The sequence below is a fragment of the Ralstonia sp. Ralssp135 genome, assembly GCF_047304345.1.
GTDB lineage: Bacteria > Pseudomonadota > Gammaproteobacteria > Burkholderiales > Burkholderiaceae > Ralstonia > Ralstonia chuxiongensis.
In genome coordinates this window covers 25284-43782 of record NZ_JBGLYZ010000041.1, presented here as the reverse complement: position 1 = coordinate 43782, position 18499 = coordinate 25284, and the positions used below count along the sequence as shown (strand labels likewise).

The 18499-nt window shown below is 64.0% G+C and carries 21 protein-coding genes; 11 read left to right on the top strand and 10 right to left on the bottom strand.

Going from position 1 to position 18499, the window contains the following annotated elements; genetic code table 11:
• Positions 1 to 99: 99 nt before the first annotated feature.
• A complete protein-coding gene (locus ACCD03_RS21720; RefSeq protein WP_325649286.1) occupies positions 100 to 612 on the bottom strand; it encodes a hypothetical protein in 513 nt (170 codons plus the stop codon).
• An 85-nt stretch (positions 613 to 697) separates the two neighbouring features.
• Positions 698 to 1342: a TetR/AcrR family transcriptional regulator gene (locus ACCD03_RS21715; protein ID WP_253541644.1), complete on the bottom strand. Its 645-nt coding sequence runs from the start codon at positions 1340 to 1342 to the stop codon at positions 698 to 700.
• A gap of 139 nt (positions 1343 to 1481) precedes the next feature.
• On the opposite strand from ACCD03_RS21715, the gene ACCD03_RS21710 reads away from it, so the two are divergent.
• From ACCD03_RS21710 to paaE, 9 genes are all read left to right on the top strand, one after another.
• Positions 1482 to 1913, top strand: coding sequence for a YybH family protein (locus ACCD03_RS21710; protein ID WP_413412861.1), 432 nt, complete (start codon positions 1482 to 1484; stop codon positions 1911 to 1913).
• A 73-nt stretch (positions 1914 to 1986) separates the two neighbouring features.
• Entirely contained in the window at positions 1987 to 2418 is a 432-nt protein-coding gene (locus ACCD03_RS21705; RefSeq protein WP_252693671.1) for a VOC family protein, read from the top strand.
• 234 nt (positions 2419 to 2652) lie between these two features.
• Entirely contained in the window at positions 2653 to 3180 is a 528-nt protein-coding gene (locus ACCD03_RS21700; RefSeq protein WP_413412860.1) for an SRPBCC family protein, read from the top strand.
• 40 nt (positions 3181 to 3220) lie between these two features.
• Positions 3221 to 4669 (top strand): DHA2 family efflux MFS transporter permease subunit, encoded by a 1449-nt coding sequence (locus tag ACCD03_RS21695; protein WP_413412859.1) that lies wholly within the window; start codon positions 3221 to 3223, stop codon positions 4667 to 4669.
• A 165-nt stretch (positions 4670 to 4834) separates the two neighbouring features.
• The gene (paaA, locus tag ACCD03_RS21690; protein ID WP_413412858.1) at positions 4835 to 5854 is read left to right on the top strand and encodes a 1,2-phenylacetyl-CoA epoxidase subunit PaaA; all 1020 of its coding nucleotides are present in this window, start codon (positions 4835 to 4837) and stop codon (positions 5852 to 5854) included.
• 17 nt (positions 5855 to 5871) lie between these two features.
• Positions 5872 to 6159: a 1,2-phenylacetyl-CoA epoxidase subunit PaaB gene (gene paaB / locus ACCD03_RS21685; protein WP_004635034.1), complete on the top strand. Its 288-nt coding sequence runs from the start codon at positions 5872 to 5874 to the stop codon at positions 6157 to 6159.
• Between the two features lie 9 nt (positions 6160 to 6168).
• On the top strand, positions 6169 to 6969 hold the full coding sequence (paaC, locus tag ACCD03_RS21680; RefSeq protein ID WP_413412857.1) for a 1,2-phenylacetyl-CoA epoxidase subunit PaaC: 801 nt from the start codon (positions 6169 to 6171) through the stop codon (positions 6967 to 6969).
• Complete coding sequence (paaD, locus tag ACCD03_RS21675) at positions 6963 to 7475, top strand: 1,2-phenylacetyl-CoA epoxidase subunit PaaD (RefSeq protein ID WP_413412856.1); 513 nt, start codon at positions 6963 to 6965, stop codon at positions 7473 to 7475. Before paaC ends, paaD begins: the two co-directional genes overlap by 7 nt.
• 20 nt (positions 7476 to 7495) lie before the next feature.
• On the top strand, positions 7496 to 8596 hold the full coding sequence (gene paaE, locus ACCD03_RS21670; RefSeq protein ID WP_413412855.1) for a 1,2-phenylacetyl-CoA epoxidase subunit PaaE: 1101 nt from the start codon (positions 7496 to 7498) through the stop codon (positions 8594 to 8596).
• 3 nt (positions 8597 to 8599) lie between these two features.
• Here the strand turns inward: paaE and ACCD03_RS21665 are convergent, their stop codons facing one another.
• Complete coding sequence (locus tag ACCD03_RS21665; protein ID WP_413412854.1) at positions 8600 to 9220, bottom strand: TetR/AcrR family transcriptional regulator; 621 nt, start codon at positions 9218 to 9220, stop codon at positions 8600 to 8602.
• 75 nt (positions 9221 to 9295) lie between these two features.
• Positions 9296 to 10111 (bottom strand): 3-oxoadipate enol-lactonase, encoded by an 816-nt coding sequence (gene pcaD, locus ACCD03_RS21660; RefSeq protein WP_413412853.1) that lies wholly within the window; start codon positions 10109 to 10111, stop codon positions 9296 to 9298.
• Between the two features lie 111 nt (positions 10112 to 10222).
• On the opposite strand from pcaD, the gene ACCD03_RS21655 reads away from it, so the two are divergent.
• Both ACCD03_RS21655 and ACCD03_RS21650 read left to right on the top strand, forming a co-directional pair.
• A complete protein-coding gene (locus ACCD03_RS21655; protein WP_413412852.1) occupies positions 10223 to 11173 on the top strand; it encodes a LysR family transcriptional regulator in 951 nt (316 codons plus the stop codon).
• Positions 11174 to 11303: 130 nt separating this feature from the next.
• Entirely contained in the window at positions 11304 to 12122 is an 819-nt protein-coding gene (locus ACCD03_RS21650; protein WP_413412851.1) for a class I SAM-dependent methyltransferase, read from the top strand.
• A gap of 63 nt (positions 12123 to 12185) precedes the next feature.
• On the opposite strand, the gene ACCD03_RS21645 is transcribed toward ACCD03_RS21650, so the two are convergent.
• From ACCD03_RS21645 to ACCD03_RS21620, 6 genes are all read right to left on the bottom strand, one after another.
• Positions 12186 to 13313: an acyltransferase family protein gene (locus ACCD03_RS21645; protein WP_413412850.1), complete on the bottom strand. Its 1128-nt coding sequence runs from the start codon at positions 13311 to 13313 to the stop codon at positions 12186 to 12188.
• 92 nt (positions 13314 to 13405) lie between these two features.
• Complete coding sequence (locus tag ACCD03_RS21640; RefSeq protein WP_413412849.1) at positions 13406 to 14686, bottom strand: RNA polymerase sigma factor; 1281 nt, start codon at positions 14684 to 14686, stop codon at positions 13406 to 13408.
• Positions 14687 to 14697: 11 nt separating this feature from the next.
• Positions 14698 to 15129 (bottom strand): YciI family protein, encoded by a 432-nt coding sequence (locus ACCD03_RS21635; RefSeq protein WP_413412848.1) that lies wholly within the window; start codon positions 15127 to 15129, stop codon positions 14698 to 14700.
• Between the two features lie 155 nt (positions 15130 to 15284).
• Positions 15285 to 16148 carry a hypothetical protein gene (locus ACCD03_RS21630; RefSeq protein ID WP_413412847.1) on the bottom strand — a complete coding sequence of 288 codons (864 nt, stop codon included), beginning with the start codon at positions 16146 to 16148 and terminating at the stop codon, positions 15285 to 15287.
• Positions 16149 to 16398: 250 nt separating this feature from the next.
• Positions 16399 to 17052: a GntR family transcriptional regulator gene (locus ACCD03_RS21625; RefSeq protein WP_024979306.1), complete on the bottom strand. Its 654-nt coding sequence runs from the start codon at positions 17050 to 17052 to the stop codon at positions 16399 to 16401.
• 226 nt (positions 17053 to 17278) lie between these two features.
• On the bottom strand, positions 17279 to 18487 hold the full coding sequence (locus ACCD03_RS21620; RefSeq protein WP_413412846.1) for a porin: 1209 nt from the start codon (positions 18485 to 18487) through the stop codon (positions 17279 to 17281).
• Positions 18488 to 18499: the final 12 nt, after the last annotated feature.

Sequence of the window (18499 nt, the reverse complement as noted above, 5' to 3'; positions counted from 1 at the left end):
CCCCCCCCCCGCCCCCCTCTCTGGCCTGGGGGGTGTGTTCTTCCCCCCACCCCCCCGCGCGGGGGGGGGCGGCCCCCCCCCCCCCCCCCGGGCCTCTGTTCACTTGCGGCTGTGGTGATCGCCGCCAAGCGGGTCGACGACAATCATGGTGCGATCGAGCACGCCATTGTCGTCGAAGAGGGCGTTGAAGTGCGCCTGCTGATACCCGGTGACGTACATCCGGTATGACCACGCCTCCCGCTTCATCAGCGGGTAGTACTGCGTTGGCTCGCGCGGCATGCCAAAGCGCTCCGCCACATCATGCTTGGTCCAGACGCCGGGCCGGGCCTCGTAGATTTCCTTTTCAGTCAGCATCTGCCGGAAGTTGGTGAGCTTGCCGCTCGCGTCAAAGTCCGCGGCATAGACTTCATGTCCCATCGGCTGCTTGGAGTAGATCCAGCGGTGCGTGCCGTTTGCCAACTGGTACGTCTCGGTGGGCGCGCCAAACGTCTCGCGTACTGCACTTTCGGGCTGGCCGATCATCTTTTGCGCCGTCTGGATTGGCGAAAGCGCCGCGCATGCGCTCAGCACGAGCGCGACGGCGCTGATCCATCTGCCTGGTCGCATCTGCATGGTGGTTCTCCGGTGTGTGGCTTGTGCTGATGGTAAACACTTTGGGTGCAAGCAATATTCCATCGGCCAGCCGGTCCGGCAGTCTCTACAGGCCGTTTTCCACCATTTCCACCACACGCAATGCAATGGCGCCGGTCTGCTCGGGCGGGCGCCCGCGCAACGGCCCATCAATGATGAGCAGGGCCAGCCCATGCACCGCCGACCAGGCGAGGTATTCGGCGCCCGGACGGCGTTCGGGCGGCAGTACGCCGGCAGTTGTCATCCGGTCCAGCGCCAGGCTCAGTAACTGGAACGGGTTCAGGCCGCTATTGCCAGCCTTGGCGGGGTCCGCGTCGTTTTCCACTTCATCGGGCACTGCAAAGGCTGTGCGGAAGAGACCGGTTTCCGTCTGCGCAAACCGCAGATAGCCCACACCGATGGCACGTAGCGACGCGCGTGCGCGCGCATCCTCGGGCCACGCCGGGTCGATGGCATCCAGCTCGGCTTCCATTGCGCGCGCCAATGCGGCCAAAGCCTCTGCCCGGACGGCCTGCAGCAAGTCCTGTCGCCCTGCGAAATGCCGGTAGGCGGCATTCGGCACCACGCCCGCGCGGCGCGTGGCTTCGCGCAGCACGATGGCGTCGGGCCCGCCGGCGCGCGCCAGTTCAATCCCGGCGTCGAGCAGCGCACGTCGCAAGTCGCCATGGCGATACGTGGTGCGCACGGGCGGTCGGGGCGGTTCCTGAGTCATGCAATGCAACTCCGCAAGTTCTATGTGGACACCGTCCATTATGTCTGCTACTGTTTGTGGACAGTGTTCACAATTCAACCCTAGGCGCTGTTACGCAAATTTCCAAGCCTTTAGTGCAACAGCTTCTTCGGAGACCAGCATGACGATTGCCACAAACGCAGCGGATGACGAAGCCCAACTGCGCACGTTGATTGACGAGTGGGCTGCCGCCGTCCGCGCCAAGGATGTCGACGCCGTCATGCGTCATTACGCGCCCGATGTTGTGGTCTTCGATGTGATGCCGCCGCTGTTTGTCAAAGGCGTCGATGCATACCGCCGCAATTGGCAAGGCTGGTTCGATGCACTTGAGGGTCAGGCCGATTTCCAATTCACCGAGTTGCACCTTGAGGTAAGTGGCGATCTGGCCTATTGCTTCAGCGTGAATCGCCTGCGTGCGCGCTATCGCGACGGTGCGAAGCACGATGCGCAGACGCGCGCCACCGTGTGTTTCCGCAAGCGCGATGGCCGTTGGCAAGTCGTACACGAGCATGCATCGGTGCCGCTGCCGGTGCCTGAACCGGCGTGCGGCTGAGCGAGGTTTCCCCCCGACCGCGTGGCGCAATGCGCGGCTTTGCAGTCCCCCAAGTCCACCCCAAGGAGTTGTGATGCAAGTTCAACCGTATCTGTTCTTCGAAGGTCGTTGCGAAGAAGCGCTGGAGTTCTACAAGAAGACGCTTGGCGCCAAGGTCGATGTGGTGATGCACTACAAGGATGCGCCCAAGGATGCTCAGCCCACCAGCGAGCAATGCGGCGGCATGGCGCCCCCGCTCGACAAGGTGATGCACGCCGCCTTCCGCGTGGGCGAAACCCAGATCCTTGCCTCTGATGGCATGGCCGGCGGCAAGACGGATTTCAAGGGTTTCGGGTTGTCAGTCAGCGTGCCCGACAACGCCGCAGCCGAGCGCACATTCAAGGCACTCGGTGATGGCGGCCAAGTCACGATGCCGATGTCCGAAACGTTTTTCGCCAACGCGTTTGGCATGGTGACCGACCGCTTTGGCATCACGTGGATGGTGATTGCGCCCAAGCCGATGTAATGGCAAGGCGCGTGCAAACGGCCGCCGCTCGGTGGCCGTTCTACGAAAAATCGTAGGAAGCCTGCCTTGGCGCAGGGTGACGGTCCGGTGCTAGGCTGCGCGATCATCGGCGCCTTACTAATATCAACGAAACCAGCCCCTGGGTGACGACCGGCTGTTCTGGCCGCGACCCTTTGCACGGCTTGCGCAAAGGCGTCCCTTCACCTGCTGTCCCCATCTGTTGGAGCGCTCTTCATGCTGAAGATCATTGCGATCGTCATCGTCGTCGCAATTGCTGCTGTGCTCGGTTTTGCCACCACGCGCCCCGATACCTTCCACGTGCAGCGCGAGATCGACATCAAGGCGCCGCCTGAAAAGGTGTTCGCCCTGATCAACGATTTCCACCGCTGGACAGCCTGGTCTCCGTGGGAAAAGCGTGACCCCGCGATGAAGCGCAGCTATGGCGGTCCCGCCAACGGCAAGGGCGCGAACTATGCGTGGGATGGCTCGCGGGAAGTTGGGGCCGGGCGCATGGAGATTGTCGATTCAACGTCGCCCAGCCGCATCCGGATTCAGCTTGATTTTCTGAAACCGTTCGAAGCGCACAACACGGCGGAATTCACGCTCAAGCCTGCCGGCGATGTGACGCACGTCACCTGGGCCATGTATGGCCCGAGCCCATTCATCTCCAAGGTGATGGGGCTGTTCTTCAGTATGGACGCGATGATCGGCAAAGACTTTGAAGCCGGTCTCACCAACCTGAAATCGGCTGCGCAATCCTGAGCGACATTCGGGCGCAGCGGCCAATCATAGGAGTGACTCCATGACGCATGCCATCGACGAACGCAAGCGCTGGCTTGCCCTCATCGTGCTCTGCCTGGGCGTGCTGATGATCGTGCTGGATACGACCATCGTGAACGTTGCGCTGCCGTCCATCCAGGCAGACCTTGGCTTTACCGAAACCTCGCTCGTGTGGGTCGTCAACGCCTACATGCTGACCTTTGGCGGCTGCCTGTTGCTGGGTGGCAGGCTGGGAGACCTGTTCGGACATCGCAAGCTGTTCTTGTTGGGGCTTACGTTGTTCACGCTGGCTTCGGCCGCATGCGGGCTGGCGAATTCGCAAGGGCTGCTGATCACGGCGCGCGCCGTGCAGGGGCTGGGCGGCGCGGTGGTGTCGGCGGTGTCGCTGTCGCTGATCATGAACCTGTTCACCTCGCCGGCCGATCGCGCCAAGGCGATGGGCATCTACGGCTTTGTGTGTGCGGGCGGCGGCAGCATCGGCGTGTTGCTAGGTGGTTTGCTGACGAGCACGCTGAGCTGGCACTGGATCTTCCTGGTCAACCTGCCGATTGGCGTGGCGGTGTATGCCGCGTGCGTGGCGTTGTTGCCTGCGGGCAAACCGTTGGCCGATCGCACGAAGCTGGACGTGGCAGGTGCAATTGCCGTGACCGCATCGTTGATGCTGGCGGTGTATGCGGTCGTGCATGGCAACGAAGCCGGTTGGACATCCACGCAAACGCTAACGCAGCTGGGCATTGCCATTGCGCTGATGATCGCGTTCCTGATCATTGAATCGCGCGTGTCGCATCCGTTGATGCCGCTGCACATGTTCGCGCTGCGCAACGTCGCCACGGCCAACGTGGTGGGCGTGTTGTGGGCGGCGGCGATGTTCGCGTGGTTCTTCATCTCGGCGCTGTACATGCAGCGCGTGCTCGGCTACAGCGCCATGCAGGTGGGGCTGGCCTTCCTGCCGGCCAACATCATCATGGCGGTGTTCTCGCTGGGCTTGTCGGCCAAGCTGGTGATGCGCTTTGGCATTCGCGCGCCGCTGTCGTTGGGTTTGCTGGTGGCCGCTGTGGGGCTGGCGTTGTTTGCGCGGGCGCCTGCCGGCGGCAGCTTTGTGATGGACGTGCTGCCCGGCATGTTGTTGCTGGGTCTGGGCGCCGGTGTGGCATTCAACCCGGTGCTTCTGGCGGCCATGAGTGATGTGGCGCCGGATGAGTCGGGCCTGGCGTCTGGCGTGGTCAACACGTCGTTCATGATGGGCGGTGCGTTGGGCCTGGCCATCCTGGCAAGCTTGGCCGCTGCACGCACCGAAGGTTTGACCGCGGCAGGCGCCGATGCCACGACCGCGCTTAATGGCGGCTACCACCTCGCGTTCCTGTTAGGCGCGGTTGCAGCCCTGCTTGGTTCTGTGTTGGCCGGGGTGTTTGTGCGCACCCGCACGCATGGGGCTGCGCAGGGGGAAGCGTCGTCTGCGGCGCCAATCTAGGTCCGAGAAGGGCAAAGAGGACACCGGTTTCACCGCATGTCTCAAACGAGGCATGCGGTAAAACCCGTTATTGACCGACCGGTCGGACGGTTTATAATCGATCCACCCAAAACACGGCGCGCATGACGTGCCGTGCACATGCCCAAAAAGCGGCCGGAGGATCGCATGTACACCCAAAGCCTCGACCAGCCCGGCGGTCTGCCCACAGAGCAGGAACTGGCCGCCGCCTCCCAAGGCGAAGCCGATTTGCAGGCGCGCTTTGACGCCCGCATTGGGGCCGACCACAAGGTCGAGCCGCAAGATTGGATGCCGGCGCCGTACCGCAAGACGCTGCTGCGACAGATTTCGCAGCACGCGCATTCCGAGGTGGTGGGTATGCTGCCCGAGGGCAATTGGATCAGCCGTGCGCCGTCGCTCAAGCGCAAGGCCATCCTTCTGGCCAAGGTGCAGGATGAAGCGGGCCACGGCCTCTATCTCTATTCCGCCGCAGAAACACTCGGCAGCTCACGCGACGAGATGATCGACGCGCTGCACGAAGGGCGCGCAAAGTATTCGTCCATCTTCAATTACCCGACGCTCTCCTGGGCAGACGTGGGCGTGATCGGCTGGCTGGTCGATGGCGCGGCGATCATGAATCAGGTGCCGCTGTGCCGCTGTTCGTATGGCCCATATGCGCGCGCCATGATCCGCATCTGCAAGGAAGAGTCGTTTCACCAGCGTCAGGGCTATGAATCGTTGCTGACGATGATGGGCGGCACGCAGGCGCAGCGCGACATGGTGCAGGAATCCGTCAACCGCTGGTGGTTTCCGGTGCTGATGATGTTCGGACCGCCCGATACTGCATCGCCCAACAGCGCGCAGACCATGGCCTGGGGCATCAAGCGCATCTCGAACGACGATCTGCGGCAACGCTTTGTCGATGCCACCGTTGAGCAGGCGCGCGTGCTGGGCGTGACGCTGCCCGACCCCGGCCTCACATGGAACGAAGCACGCGGCCATTACGATTTCTCACCGCTCGATTGGTCTGAGTTCAAGCGCGTGCTCGACGGCCACGGCCCGTGCAACCGCGAGCGCCTTGCCACCCGCAAGCGTGCACACGAAGAAGGCGAATGGGTGCGCGAGGCCGCGCTCGCCTACGCGCGCAAGCAGGTCGAACGCGCCGCCGCCAACCAACAAGCAGCCTGAACCGGAAGGAGCCCACCATGCATCAACACGAATGGCCGCTGTGGGAAGTGTTCATCCGCAGCAAGCAGGGTCTGGAGCACAAGCACTGCGGCAGCCTGCACGCGGTGGACGCCAAGCAGGCGCTGCAGATGGCGCGCGATGTGTATACGCGCCGGCAGGAAGGCGTCTCTATCTGGGTTGTGCCATCGGCCGCCATCACCGCCAGCGAACCCGACGACAAGCCGATGCTCTTCGACCCGATGGCCGACAAGATCTATCGGCACCCGACGTTCTATCGGCTGCCCGATGAAGTCAACCACATGTGAGCCGCGGTCATGACTTCCGACGCGCATCTGCAATACATCCTTCGTCTGGCTGACAACGCGCTCATCCTCGGCCAGCGCAACGCCGAATGGACTGGCCATGGCCCGGTGCTGGAAGAAGACATCGCGCTGTCCAACCTGAGTCTTGACCTGATCGGCCAGGCGCGGTTGCTCTACACGCACGCGGGGCAGATTGAAGGCACGCTCACCGGTACGCCGCGCAAGGAAGATGATTACGCCTACTGGCGTGCGGAGGCTGCTTTCCGTAATTACACGCTGCTTGAGCTGCCGCATGCGGGGCCAATGGTGGCGACTTCCGCAGCCGCGCGCGACTACGCCGTCACCATCGTCCGCCACTTCCTCTACGCCGCATTGATGGTGCCGCTGTGGGAGGCGCTGACGCGTTCGACCGATACCGAACTGGCCGCCATTGCCGCCAAATCGGTGAAGGAGATGCGTTACCACCTCGCCCATACGCGCGACTGGCTTGTGCGCTTCGGTGACGGCACTGAGGAGTCGCATGCGCGGGCCCAAGCCGCGCTCGATTGGCTGATGCCGTACACCAACGAATACTTCGCCGCGGACGACGTTGAAACTGCCGTGGCTGGGGCCGGCATTGGCGTGCGTCCGGCAGACCTGCGCGACGCGTGGGAAGCCACCGTGCGTGACGCACTGGAAGAGGCGACGCTGCGTTGGCCGGAGCCTGGCCCGTACGTCAGCACCGGCAAGCACGGCGTGCATTCTGAGCATATGGGCTATCTGCTGGCCGAGATGCAGGGGCTGGCGCGCCAGTTCCCGGGGGCATCGTGGTAAGCGAGCGGGTGGACCGCGCGCGCATCGCGCTGGAGGCCGTGACCGATCCGGAGATTCCCGTGGTCACGCTCGCCGAGCTTGGCATCCTGCGCGATGTGCAGCTCGACGAGGCCGGCACACTGGTGGCAACGATCACGCCCACGTATTCCGGCTGCCCGGCCATGGAGCAGATTGCCGATGATGTGAGCCGCGCGTTGCAGGCGGCAGACGTGGGCGCGTATCGCGTGCGTTCGGTGCTGTCGCCGGCATGGACGACGGATTGGATCACTGCCGAAGGGCGCCGCAAACTGCGCGACTTTGGTATCGCGCCGCCGGCACATGTGGCCGAAGTGGATGGCGCCCGCCCGATTCGTCTCACGCGCCCAACGCAGGCCGAGCAAATCGCCTGCCCGCAATGCGGATCGCACGATACGGTGCTCATTTCCGCCTTCGGTTCGACAGCCTGCAAGGCGCTGTACCGCTGCCGCGCTTGTCGCGAGCCGTTCGACTATTTCAAGCCCTACTAAGCCCCCTGGGCGCAACCGCCATGACTCCGCAATTCCATCCCTTGCGCGTTGCCGAAGTGCGCGGCGAAACGGCCGATACGATTTCTGTGCGCTTTGACGTGCCGGACGATCTGCGTAATGCATACCGCTTTACGCAAGGCCAGTTTCTGACGCTGCGTGTGCCGTCTGGTCAACTGCCCGGACAGGAAGAGCTGCGGCGCTCGTATTCCATCTGCTGCGCCGTGCAGGACTATGATGCGCACGGCGAACTGCGCGTGGCGGTCAAGCGTGTCGATGCGGGCGTCTTCTCCAACCACTTGCACGACCGCATCCGCGTAGGCCAGACGCTCGATGTGCTGCCGCCAGACGGCCGCTTCTACGTGCCGCTTGCCGCGGAAAGCGCACGTCACTACGTTGCTTTTGCGGCCGGCAGCGGCATCACGCCCATCCTCTCGCTCATCAAGACGACGCTGGCGGCCGAGCCGCAGAGCCGCTTCACGCTGGTCTACGGCAACCGCAGCGTCGACAGCATCATCTTTGGCGAAGCGCTCGAAGATTTGAAAGACCGCTACCTCGATCGCTTCGCGCTGTATCACGTGTTGTCGCGCCAGGCGCAGGAGATTGCGCTGTTCAACGGGCGGCTGGACGCTGCGAAGGCGCGGGCTTTTCTGGACACGCTGATCCCGCCTGACGATATTGATGCAGCCTTCATCTGTGGCCCGTCGACGATGATCGACGCGGTGGAAGCTGCGCTGCTCGAGCGCGGTGTGCCGCGCGACCGCGTGCACGCAGAGCGCTTTGGTGTGCCGGTGGGCGATGCGTCGGCGGCGGCCAAGCCGCGTAAACACGCCGCCATGGCTGGCGATGTGGCGTTGACTGTGGTGCTCGACGGCAAATCGCACGAAGTGCCCATGGCGGGGGACGCCAAGGTGCTCGACAGCGCGTTGAACGCCGGGCTCGATTTGCCCTATGCGTGCAAGGGCGGGGTGTGCTGTACGTGCCGTGCCAAGGTGCTGGAAGGCCGTGTAGAGATGGACAAGAACTTCACGCTGGAAGACTGGGAAATCCAGCAAGGGTTCGTGCTGACCTGCCAGGCGCGGCCGCTTACGCAGCGCGTGGTGGTCAGCTATGACGAGCGGTGAACGTCAACCTTTTCTGGCGCCTGGGCCGCCGAGCCCGTTCTCCAGCATGTCGATCACCATTTCCGCATAGCCTTCGTACGAGAGCGGCCCGTCAGGTTTGAGCCAGGTGAACGTCCAGTTCATCATGCCGAACAGCATCATCGTGATGGGCGTGCGGTTGGCTTCATCCACCTTGTCCGGGTAGGCCGCACCAAGTTGCCGGCCCACGGCCGCCACCACGTCCCGCTCGCGTGCGAGCACGATGTCGCGCTGCTCCGGCGCCAGGTATTTCACGTCATTGAGCAAGGCCACATGCCGGGTGCGCGAAGTGGCGTATTCGGCCAAGAACGTGCGGATCAGCAGATGCAGCGTGGCGCGCGCCGAAAGCTTGGCATGCCGCGCGTCGCTCTCGGCGCGTTCAACCAGATCGGCCAACCGGCGCGTGTAGCGGTCGAGCAGGTCGAACAGGATGGCTTCCTTCCCTTCGTAGTAGTGATACAGGCGCGATTTGGAGCCGCCGCACGCAGCGGCAAGCTGGTTCATCGACACGCTCGGGTAGCTGTCGGCCGCAAAGGCTTCGGCGGCGGTGTCGAGCACGCTTTCGCGGCGTAGCTCGAATTCGTCTTCGTTCTTGACGCGGGACATGGCTGGCGGCACATCGGTTGGATGGCCGCCATGTTAACCGGCTGGGTTGCCGCGTGTCGATGCTGCATTGACGCGTCAGACGGTCTCGTGCACGCCCAGGAAATCCAGCACGACTTCAAGGAACGCGTCCGGCAGCTCCACGTTGGCGAGGTGCACGGTGTCCAGCATGTGCAGTTGCGCTCCTGGAATGGCGGCGGCAATTTCCTCGCCGTGGCGGGCGGACGTCACGGTGTCGTGCTGGCCGGCAATGACGAGCGTCGGATGCGTGATCAGCGTGATCGTGCGGCGCAGGTCGGAATCGCGCACCGCCGTCCAGCCGCCGATGATGCCCTCGCGCGGCGTTGCCAGCAGCGTGCGGCGGAATGGCTCAACGGCTGGGTCGCGTGCCTCCAGCATGCGTGCTGGAAACCAGTTGCGCAGGAATGTTTCGGTCGTTGTCTGCATGTCGGGCGCCTGCTGAAGCTCTGCAATGGCCTGGTCGAAATACTGCGTCGGGCCGATGTGCGCAGCGGTGTTGGAAAGGATCAGCCGGTCGATGCGCTCCGGCACATGAATCGCCAGCCATTGCGCCACAATGCCGCCCAGCGACAACCCCAGCATATGCACGCGTTGGATGCCCAGCGCATCAAGCAGCTCCACAACGTCACGCCCAAGCCGGTCCATCGAGTAGGCCCCAGCGGGGGCGTCCGAGGCGCCATGGCCGCGCGCGTCGTAGCGCAGCACGTGAAAGTGCTCGGCCAGGCGTGGCACGATCACATCCCACATGTGCAGGTCGGTGCCGATGGAGTTGGACAGCAGCAGGACGGGCTTGTCCGCCGCGCCGTCAAAGCGATAGGCGATGCGCGTGCCGTCACCGGTGGTGATGAAGGAAAGGTCGTTGCGATTGGTCATGACGGGCTCCTGAGAAAGACAGTTGAAACGGTTGGGATGTCGTCATCCTAGGAGCCGATGAGATTCGTGGATACTATGAAGTTCTGACGAACTTTGTAGGTTTTGCCGACAATGCAGAACTTCACGCTCCACGAGTTGCAGTGCTTCGATGCGGTGGTGACTGGCGGTAGTTTTCAAGCGGCCGCTGACCGGCTGCATCGCTCGCACCCCTCGGTGTTTGCGGCTGTCGCCAAGCTGGAGGGGCAGGTGGGTTTGAGCCTGCTGGACCGCAGCGGCTATCGCGTGCGCTTGACGGAAGCGGGGCGGTCGTTTCATCGCAAGGTGCAGTCCGTGCTGCGCGAGAGTGATGAACTGCGAACCCACGCAAAGCAGCTAGCGATGGGCGAAGAAGCCGAATTGCGCGTGGTGCTGGGTGACCTGTGCCCGCTGCAGCCCGTGCTGGCATTGCTCAGCCAGTTCTTCGGCCAGTGCCCGCAGACGCGCCTGCAATTGCAGTTTGAAGCCGTCACCGGACCGTGGGAGCGCTTACTGGAAGACGACACCGACCTGATCGTCCACCGCGTGCCAAAGGGCGACGTGCGCATGGAATGGATCGACCTGGGTAAGATCGCCATGGTGCCGGTGGTGGCGCCGGGTTTTCTGCCGTTCCCGATCACGTCATCCATTACGCCGCAGCAGATGCAGCGTTTCATGCAGTGCGTCATCAACGATTCCGCGCGGAACCCGCCGGAGCAATCCCACTACGTCATCGAAGGGGCCCCGCAGTGTGCCGTGCCAGATCAATTGATGAAGAAAGAGCTGATCCTCCACGGCATGGCGTGGGGGCATTTGCCGCGTTTCCTGATCGATGCGGAATTGCGCGAGGGGACGTTGCTGTCGATTGCGGGGCGGCATTTTCCTGGCATGGTGCAGGAGCTGGCGGTTGCGCGGCGGCGGGATCAGCCGCACGGGCCGGTCGCCAATCTGCTGTGGGACTTCCTCGGCGACCACGCACCGGTGCTCAAGCCGGCGTTGGGCCGCATGCCGCGTCAGGCGGGGGCGGCCGCCAGAAAACGTGGGTAGTCCCGCGCCTTGCCGATCCTTCATGCCTTGGCAGGCATGTCATCTAGTCGACTTGGCGGAGTGCCCGCCGCGCGGTTCCGCACTATAACCATTCATGCCCAACCCTCTATTCGGGCAAAGGTGGTGAACGATGGCTGCGCATGGCACCAATCAGGTCTTCTCCGGCTCCATTCCCGAGTTGTACGACACGCTGCTGGTTCCGTTGATCTTCGAGCCCTATGCGGTGGACATGGCCGCGCGGGCAGCGGCATGTGAGCCGCAGCGCGTACTGGAAGTTGCGGCAGGGACCGGAGCCGTGACGCGCGCGCTGGCGCGTGCGCTGCCTGCAACCACCGAGATTGTTGCAACCGACCTGAACCCGCCGATGCTCGATCGCGCGGCTGCCGTGGGCACAGGCCGGCCCGTGACATGGCAGCAGGCCGACGCCCAGCAACTGCCGTTTGCCGATGGCTCTTTCGATGTGGTGATCTGCCAGTTTGGCGCGATGTTCTTTCCCGACCGGCCCAGGGCCTTTGCAGAGGCGCGGCGTGTGCTGACACCGGGCGGCAAGCTGCTCCTGAGCGTGTGGGGCCGGATTGAAGACAACGACTTTGCACATGTGGTGACGAAGGCGCTGGCGAAACGCTTTCCCGAGAATCCGCCGATGTTTCTAGCGCGTACGCCGCATGGCCATTACGACCCGGCGCCGATTCAAGCCGACGCGCGCGCGGGCGGCTTTACCGCAGAGGTCATGTACGACGTTGTCCCAGCGCGCAGCCGGGCAGACACGGCGCGCGCGGTTGCTATTGCGTACTGCCAGGGCACGCCGGTGCGCGGCGAACTGGAGGCATTCGGCCCCGATGCTCTGGCCGACGCCACCGACGTATGTACCGATGCATTGACCGCGCAGTTCGGCGCCGGCCCGGTCGAGGGCAAGATCCAGGCGTTGATGTTCAGCGTGACAGTTTGAGGAGAGCAGGTAGCGGCATCGGTATCGCGTTACGCGGCGCAGGCGGTGGAGAGGCGTCGCTGCTCAAGATTCCTGTTGGCCCAGGCGCGTACGCCAGGCGTGCCGGCGGTTGCGCATCCACTCGATTGCGCGGCGGCCCAGGGCGATGGACGGTCGCTCGACATAGCGATGCAGCAACATGGCTAGCACCAGCGTGAGCGCAAGGTTGACTGCAAACAGCATCAACTGCGTGCCGATCCATTCCGGCGCCAGCCTGCCTACCAGTCGGTGCGTGGCTTCGATCACGCTCGGGTGCACGAGGTAGAGCGCGTACGACAGCTCTCCCAGCCAAACGGCGACGCGCGGCACGCGAAGCTCGCCGCAGTGCTCCATGGCTACCATGCCGATCAACAACGCGCCTGCTGGCAGCCCGCGGGCAAGCAGATCGAACTTGGGAACGGGGCCAACGACTGATATCACGAACGTCGCCACGCCCACGGCCATCAGCACCCGCGCGAAGGCCGGGGTGAGACGATGCCGATGCGCTGCATACAGCCACGCCAGCCCCGCGCCCAGGAGAAACTCCAGCACAAGCGGATTGGCTGCCATGGCCTGAAGCGGTGTGGCCCAGTCATACAGCGCTTCCGGGTTGCGTTGCACGACGCCGCTGTGCCAGAACGGCACGATGATCGTGGTCGTGAACAGCGCCAGTGCCACCAGCCCAAGCGCACGCCGGCCGAACAGCGCCAGCCCGACCGCGCACAGCCCATAGAAGAACACCTCGTAGTTGAGCGACCAGCCCACATACAGTGCCGGATACCCGAAGTACGGCGCATCCACATTGGCCTGCGGCGCAAACGCGAGCGAGGTGAGCAGCACGCCGGCAGACACCGGGTTGAGCCACGTGGAATGCAGCACCGACATCAACCAGTAAGGTGGCGCAAGCCGGAACGCACGCTTGACGAGAAATTCGCCGGCCGGCTCAGGCCCCTTCGGCCCAAGAATGGCGACCCACGCAATGATGAAACCGCTGATGACGAAGAACACATCCACACCCACATGCCCGCGCTTGATCACATGCGTGGTCAGCCACGCAAGGGCAGGGATGTCGGCATGGGTCAGAGCGAGCCCGGAGTGGTACACCACCACATACAGCGCGGCAAAGCCCCGCAGTGCCTGAATGCTGAGAAGGGAAGACGAAGAACGGTTCACGCAGGATGGACGACCACGGCGCAATCAAGGTTCCGCCGCCGTCGTGTTATCGACAAGCCAATCTCCTTAGCAAGCGGCGTGCCACAACGTCACTACGGGGCGGTGCACTTGGCTGCGCGCTCCAGCAAAAGCGCGCGTTCTTGCCGATTGTGTGCAAGCGCCGCTGCGCGTTCGTACTCCACACGTGCCTCCTCCGGGCGGTTGAGCCGCGCAAGAAAATCGGCGCGCACGCTGGGCAACAGGTGATAGCCGCGCAGCGCGGGTTCGGCCAGCAGCGTATCGACAATCTCAAGCCCCGCCTGCGGGCCATACGCCATGGCCACCGCCACGGCGCGGTTCAGTTCGACGATGGGCGAGGGCGTGATCTGCGCCAGCGCGTCGTACAGCGCAGCAATGCGCGTCCAGTCGGTTTGTTCGGCGGTGCGTGCGCTTGCATGGCATGCCGCAATGGCCGCCTGGAGCCCATACGGGCCGAGCCCGCGCCCGCAGGCCTCCGCTTGTGCCAGCGCCGCAAAGCCACGCTGGATCAGCAGGTAGTCCCAACGGCTGCGGTCCTGCTCCATGAGCAGGATGGGCCGGCCGCCGGGGCCTACGCGTGCATGCAGGCGCGAGGCCTGAAGCTCCATCAGCGCGAGCAGGCCAAGCACTTCCGGCTCGTCCGGCATGAGCCCGGCCAGGATGCGGCCCAGGCGCTGCGCCTCTTCACATAGTGTGGGGCGCGTCCAGTCGTCGCCGGCGGTGGCGGCATAGCCTTCGTTGAAGACGAGATAGATCACCTGCAACACGGCCGAAAGCCGCTGGGGCAACGCATCCGGCTCGGGCAGCTCGAACGGCACGTGTGCTGCAGAGAGCGTCTTCTTGGCGCGCACAATGCGCTGCGCCACCGTGGGCTCCGGCACCAGAAAGGCGCGGGCGATCTCGTGTGTGGTCAGCCCGCCAAGCAATCGCAGCGTCAGGGCCACGCGGCCTTCGTGCGGCAGTACCGGATGGCAAGAAATGAAGACCAGCCGCAGCAGATCATCGCCGATGGGCTCGCCGCGCGCTGTTTCGGCATCGGCCTGGGCAAGCTCCTGTTCGATCTCCAGCTCGATGGCCAGCAGCGCGTGTTTTTGCTCCGTCAGCGTGTGATGGCGCAGCCGGTCAATGGCCCGGTGTTTGGCGGTGGCCGTAAGCCACGCGGCCGGGTTGTCGGGAATACCCGATGCGGGCCATTGTTCCAGCGCCGCGACCAGCGCATCCTGCGCCAACTCCTCCGCCACGCCGACGTCGCGCAGCAGGCGGGCAAGCCCGGCAATAATCCTGGCCGATTCGATGCGCCACACCGCGTCGATCGTGCGATGGATGGCGAGCGCATCGGGCGACGAATCGGCCATGACGGCACCGTTTATTGCTGCTTGGCTGCCAGTTCTGCGCGCAGGCGTTCTTCGCGCTCGCGGGCCTCGGGTGTGAACTCCGCACCAAATTCTTCCGCTTCAAACACGCGGCGGATTTCCAGGCGCACGTTGCCACCAGCATCCAGTGCCGGCCAGCGCTTGACCCACTCCAGTGCTTCTTCTTCCGACTTGACCTGCAACATGGTGTAGCCGGCGATCAGCTCCTTCGCCTCGGCAAACGGGCCATCGATCACGGTCGGCTTGCCATTCTTGAATTCCACGCGTGCGCCGCGCGAGCTGGGGTGTAGCCCTTCGCCGCCGAGCAGCACGCCTGCCTTGGCCAGGTCTTCCATGTACTTGCCCATGGCAGTGAGCAGTTCTTCGCTCGGCATGACGGAGGCTTCGGTGTCTTTGTCGGCCAGTCGCAGAATCATGAATCGCATGGAGTTTCTCCTTAGGTGCGTTGGGTTGGAGGCGACGCATGATGTTCGCGCCTCTACTTGGACGTCGAATGAAGCGTGGGCGCAATCGACAGACCCGACAACCAAAAGTGTAACAACATGTAACGAAGTGACGCCTGAAGGCACCCCTCAGCCAATCAACGGCATTTGACCTCGTAGTCGACAACGTGCGGCGGGTCGTCCTCCCCTGCGGTGGTGATGGTCAGCTTGCCAGCGGGGCCGGTGTAGCTGAAGTCGCAGTAGGCGCGGCCGGTGCCCGCACAGTTCTCGGTTTCCACAAGACCACGCTTGACGAGGGCGCTCTGGCGGGGCTCGCCGTTGGGGCCGCCTCGTACAGGCTTCCAGCCCTTGGCGGCGAGTGCCTTGCGGGCCTTGTCGATCGGCATGCCGTAGATGGTCGGTACCTTGGCGCGGCCGTGGCAGACGGCATCTTCGTCGGCAACTTTGCCCAGGCGGACCGTGCCATCAGCGTCGACACGCAAGTCACCGACCGGAGAAGTAACCATGTCGCCGTCCCACACGCGCACGGCGCCGCCTTCGAGCGCGGTAAGGGTGCCGATGGCGGTGTCTTCGGCGGATTTGCCGTAGGCCAGCGCGACGAGCTTGTCGCTGTCGAACACGGCCACGTTGCCTTGCGTGATGCCGCAGGTCGCGCTGGTACCGGCCTCCAGACGGCCCGCAAAACTGATGGCGCGATACGTGCCCGAAGATGCCGAGCCAAGCGGCACATCAGCCATGACCGCCCAGCCTTGTGCCGCCACCTGCTTGGCGGCGGCCGACGCCGGCTTCATGACGGCCTGTGGGCAGTCAGCTCGGTCGCTCTTGCTCCCAGTAGCCCTGGGCAGCACGTTCAGCGCCTTGATGCGGATGTCCTTTACATCGGAGGCCACACGCAGGTCGTTCGTTTGCGCCAACGCTGGCAACGAGAGTGCCAGGCTGAGTGCCAACACGGCACTACGCAAGGTGCTCGGCAAAGGATTCACTGAAGTGGAATTCGGCATGGAGTGGCGTTGCATGGGAGAGAGCAAGTCGGTCCGACATGATCCACTGCGCATGTGAATCGAGGATTAACAGCGAGCCAAGGTCGAACGAAAGCTGAATCCAGCAGAAAAATTCGGGAATGTAGATTCCCGGCGTCTCACGCGTCTGCGTTGGAGCCGATCGCAGCGGTGCGGAATGGCGAGGGCCGTGCTTCGACGCGGTTGATCAAGCGGCCGCGCCAGCCTGAAGCGGCCACTTGCCCGAACCTGCCTAGATGGTGAAATACTCCGGGCGCAGCCGGCGGGTAATTTCCAACACGGGCAGCACGTGATCCAGGTGCTCACGCATGGCGCGCACGGCGCGTTTCGGATTGTTGGAAGCGAGGGCGTCGATCACCGCGCGGTGCTCGGCCAGGACCTCGGTCATGCGGCCTTCCAGCGGGAGGGTCAGCAGCCGGTAGCGGTCGATCTGCGTTTTGACTTCCAGGATGATCTGCCAGACGCCGGGGTAGCCCGACAGCTCGGCCAGCGTGGCGTGAAAGGCTTCGTCGGTGCGGAAGAAGCCGCGCCGGTTGCTCTCGCGCACGCATTGAGCCTGCCGTTCGAGCACGACGTTCAGCTTGTGGATGCCTTCGGGCGTCATGCGCTCGGCAGCCTTCTCGATGATGGCGACTTCCAGCGCGCCGCGCACGAGCATGGCTTCTTCCAGCGTATTGAGCGGAATGCGCGACACGAACGTCCCGACGCGCGCCTGGACGTCGATCAGCCCTTCCTCGGCCAACCGCTGGACGGCCTCATGAACGGGGGTACGGCTGGTGCCAAATTCTTCTGCGAGATCCTTCTCGACGATGCGCGTTCCGGGTAGCAGTTCCATCTCGACAATCCGCTCGCGCAGCTTCAGATACACGCGTCGGGCGGCGGTCATGGTGGCCTCGTCCTCAGGGGGCGAGGGGAAAGGGCGCGAAGTCATACAGCTCGCAACGAGTTCGGGGGGAAGTGGAAGGGATCGCAACGGCGCGGCCTGAGGTGTCGATGCGGTCAGAGACCAAGGGCAGCGCGGGCACCATGATAGCGGCAAACTCCGCGCACTTGAACTGAGGTGAACCCGGTCACAGCGTCCGGGCGGACGCCGTGACCGGCGTTTAAACCGGTCAGAACCGGTGAATCATGCCGACAGCCACGGTAAGTTGCGACCCGGTTGCCGAGGGCGCGCCGTTCTGGCCATCGCCGATGGACGCCGTGGCATCGATGATGCCCCCCGTGGGGGAGATCGTCTTACCCTTTGCTTTCTGATACGCCTCCAGCAGGTACACGCCCGTGCGCTTGGAGAAGCTGTAGTACTGCGACAGGTTGAACTGGTGATACGTCGCCGCGTCCGCAATGCCGTTGGCCTTGGTGGCGCGCGTGTACGAATAGCCGGCCGCCAGGTCCAGCGTCGGGGTGGCCTTGTAGTGCAGGACGGCGCCGCCGGTATTGAAGATCGCCTCGCTGGCGAACTTGGAGTTCACGCCGGGGATGTACTGCACGTTGGAGTACGACACCGACACGTCCCATGCGGGCGAGAAGGTGTACGAACCGAGCACGGCAAAGCGCTGTTGCGCCGCCGCCAGTTGGTAACCGGCGTTGATGGCCGACACGGCCGGCTGGCTGCCATTGTTGGACAGCGCCGAGTTCGCGCCCCAGGCGCCGCCGCCCACCGTCGAGTTGTTCACGCGCATGAAGCCGGCGCCCACGCCGATCGGGCCATTGGCATAGCGCGCGGCAAAGCTCCAGGTGGAACCGTTACCCACGCTGCCCGGCGTCTCGCCCATGCCGTAGGAGCCGCTGAAGGTCACGCCGCCCAGTGTGGGCGAGGTATAGACCACGGAGTTGTTGACGCGGTAGTTGGTATCGAGCGAGTCGATATCGCCCGGGTGCGCACCGTAGAAGCCGGTCAGCCAGTTGATCGGGCTGTACGGGGCCAGGATCGAAAAGTACGCCGTGTACTGGCGTCCCAGCGTGACGGTGCCTAGCTCGCGGTTGGCCAGACCCACGAAGGCCTGGCGGTTGAACATCAACCCCGAGACCGATTGCGAGCCCGTGTCGCCGTTAAAGCCTTCTTCAAGCACGAACTGTGCGCTGTTGCCGCCGCCCAGGTCTTCGTTGCCCTTGAAGCCGAAGCGGCTGCCCGACCAGATGCCGCTGTTCTGCTTGACGACCGAATGGCCGTTCGAGGTGGATCCGACCGAGGTCTGGTTGCTCTGATACCCGACCGACACGTCGATGTTGCCGTACAGCGTGACGCTGCTCTGCGCGTACGCCGAACCGGCGATCCCCCCCGTGAGTGCGATCGCTGCCGCGATTGCTACTTGGCTCTTCATGATGACTCCTTC

Bases quoted from the DNA above. Each gene is read 5' to 3' on its own strand.
- ACCD03_RS21720 (WP_325649286.1), bottom strand. From the start codon at position 612: ATGCAGATGCGACCAGGCAGATGGATCAGCGCCGTCGCGCTCGTGCTG.
- ACCD03_RS21715 (WP_253541644.1), bottom strand. From the start codon at position 1,342: ATGACTCAGGAACCGCCCCGACCGCCCGTGCGCACCACGTATCGCCAT.
- ACCD03_RS21710 (WP_413412861.1), top strand. From the start codon at position 1,482: ATGACGATTGCCACAAACGCAGCGGATGACGAAGCCCAACTGCGCACG.
- ACCD03_RS21705 (WP_252693671.1), top strand. From the start codon at position 1,987: ATGCAAGTTCAACCGTATCTGTTCTTCGAAGGTCGTTGCGAAGAAGCG.
- ACCD03_RS21700 (WP_413412860.1), top strand. From the start codon at position 2,653: ATGCTGAAGATCATTGCGATCGTCATCGTCGTCGCAATTGCTGCTGTG.
- ACCD03_RS21695 (WP_413412859.1), top strand. From the start codon at position 3,221: ATGACGCATGCCATCGACGAACGCAAGCGCTGGCTTGCCCTCATCGTG.
- paaA (WP_413412858.1), top strand. From the start codon at position 4,835: ATGTACACCCAAAGCCTCGACCAGCCCGGCGGTCTGCCCACAGAGCAG.
- paaB (WP_004635034.1), top strand. From the start codon at position 5,872: ATGCATCAACACGAATGGCCGCTGTGGGAAGTGTTCATCCGCAGCAAG.
- paaC (WP_413412857.1), top strand. From the start codon at position 6,169: ATGACTTCCGACGCGCATCTGCAATACATCCTTCGTCTGGCTGACAAC.
- paaE (WP_413412855.1), top strand. From the start codon at position 7,496: ATGACTCCGCAATTCCATCCCTTGCGCGTTGCCGAAGTGCGCGGCGAA.
- ACCD03_RS21665 (WP_413412854.1), bottom strand. From the start codon at position 9,220: ATGTCCCGCGTCAAGAACGAAGACGAATTCGAGCTACGCCGCGAAAGC.
- pcaD (WP_413412853.1), bottom strand. From the start codon at position 10,111: ATGACCAATCGCAACGACCTTTCCTTCATCACCACCGGTGACGGCACG.
- ACCD03_RS21655 (WP_413412852.1), top strand. From the start codon at position 10,223: ATGCAGAACTTCACGCTCCACGAGTTGCAGTGCTTCGATGCGGTGGTG.
- ACCD03_RS21650 (WP_413412851.1), top strand. From the start codon at position 11,304: ATGGCTGCGCATGGCACCAATCAGGTCTTCTCCGGCTCCATTCCCGAG.
- ACCD03_RS21640 (WP_413412849.1), bottom strand. From the start codon at position 14,686: ATGGCCGATTCGTCGCCCGATGCGCTCGCCATCCATCGCACGATCGAC.
- ACCD03_RS21635 (WP_413412848.1), bottom strand. From the start codon at position 15,129: ATGCGATTCATGATTCTGCGACTGGCCGACAAAGACACCGAAGCCTCC.
- ACCD03_RS21630 (WP_413412847.1), bottom strand. From the start codon at position 16,148: ATGCCGAATTCCACTTCAGTGAATCCTTTGCCGAGCACCTTGCGTAGT.
- ACCD03_RS21625 (WP_024979306.1), bottom strand. From the start codon at position 17,052: ATGACCGCCGCCCGACGCGTGTATCTGAAGCTGCGCGAGCGGATTGTC.
- ACCD03_RS21620 (WP_413412846.1), bottom strand. From the start codon at position 18,487: ATGAAGAGCCAAGTAGCAATCGCGGCAGCGATCGCACTCACGGGGGGG.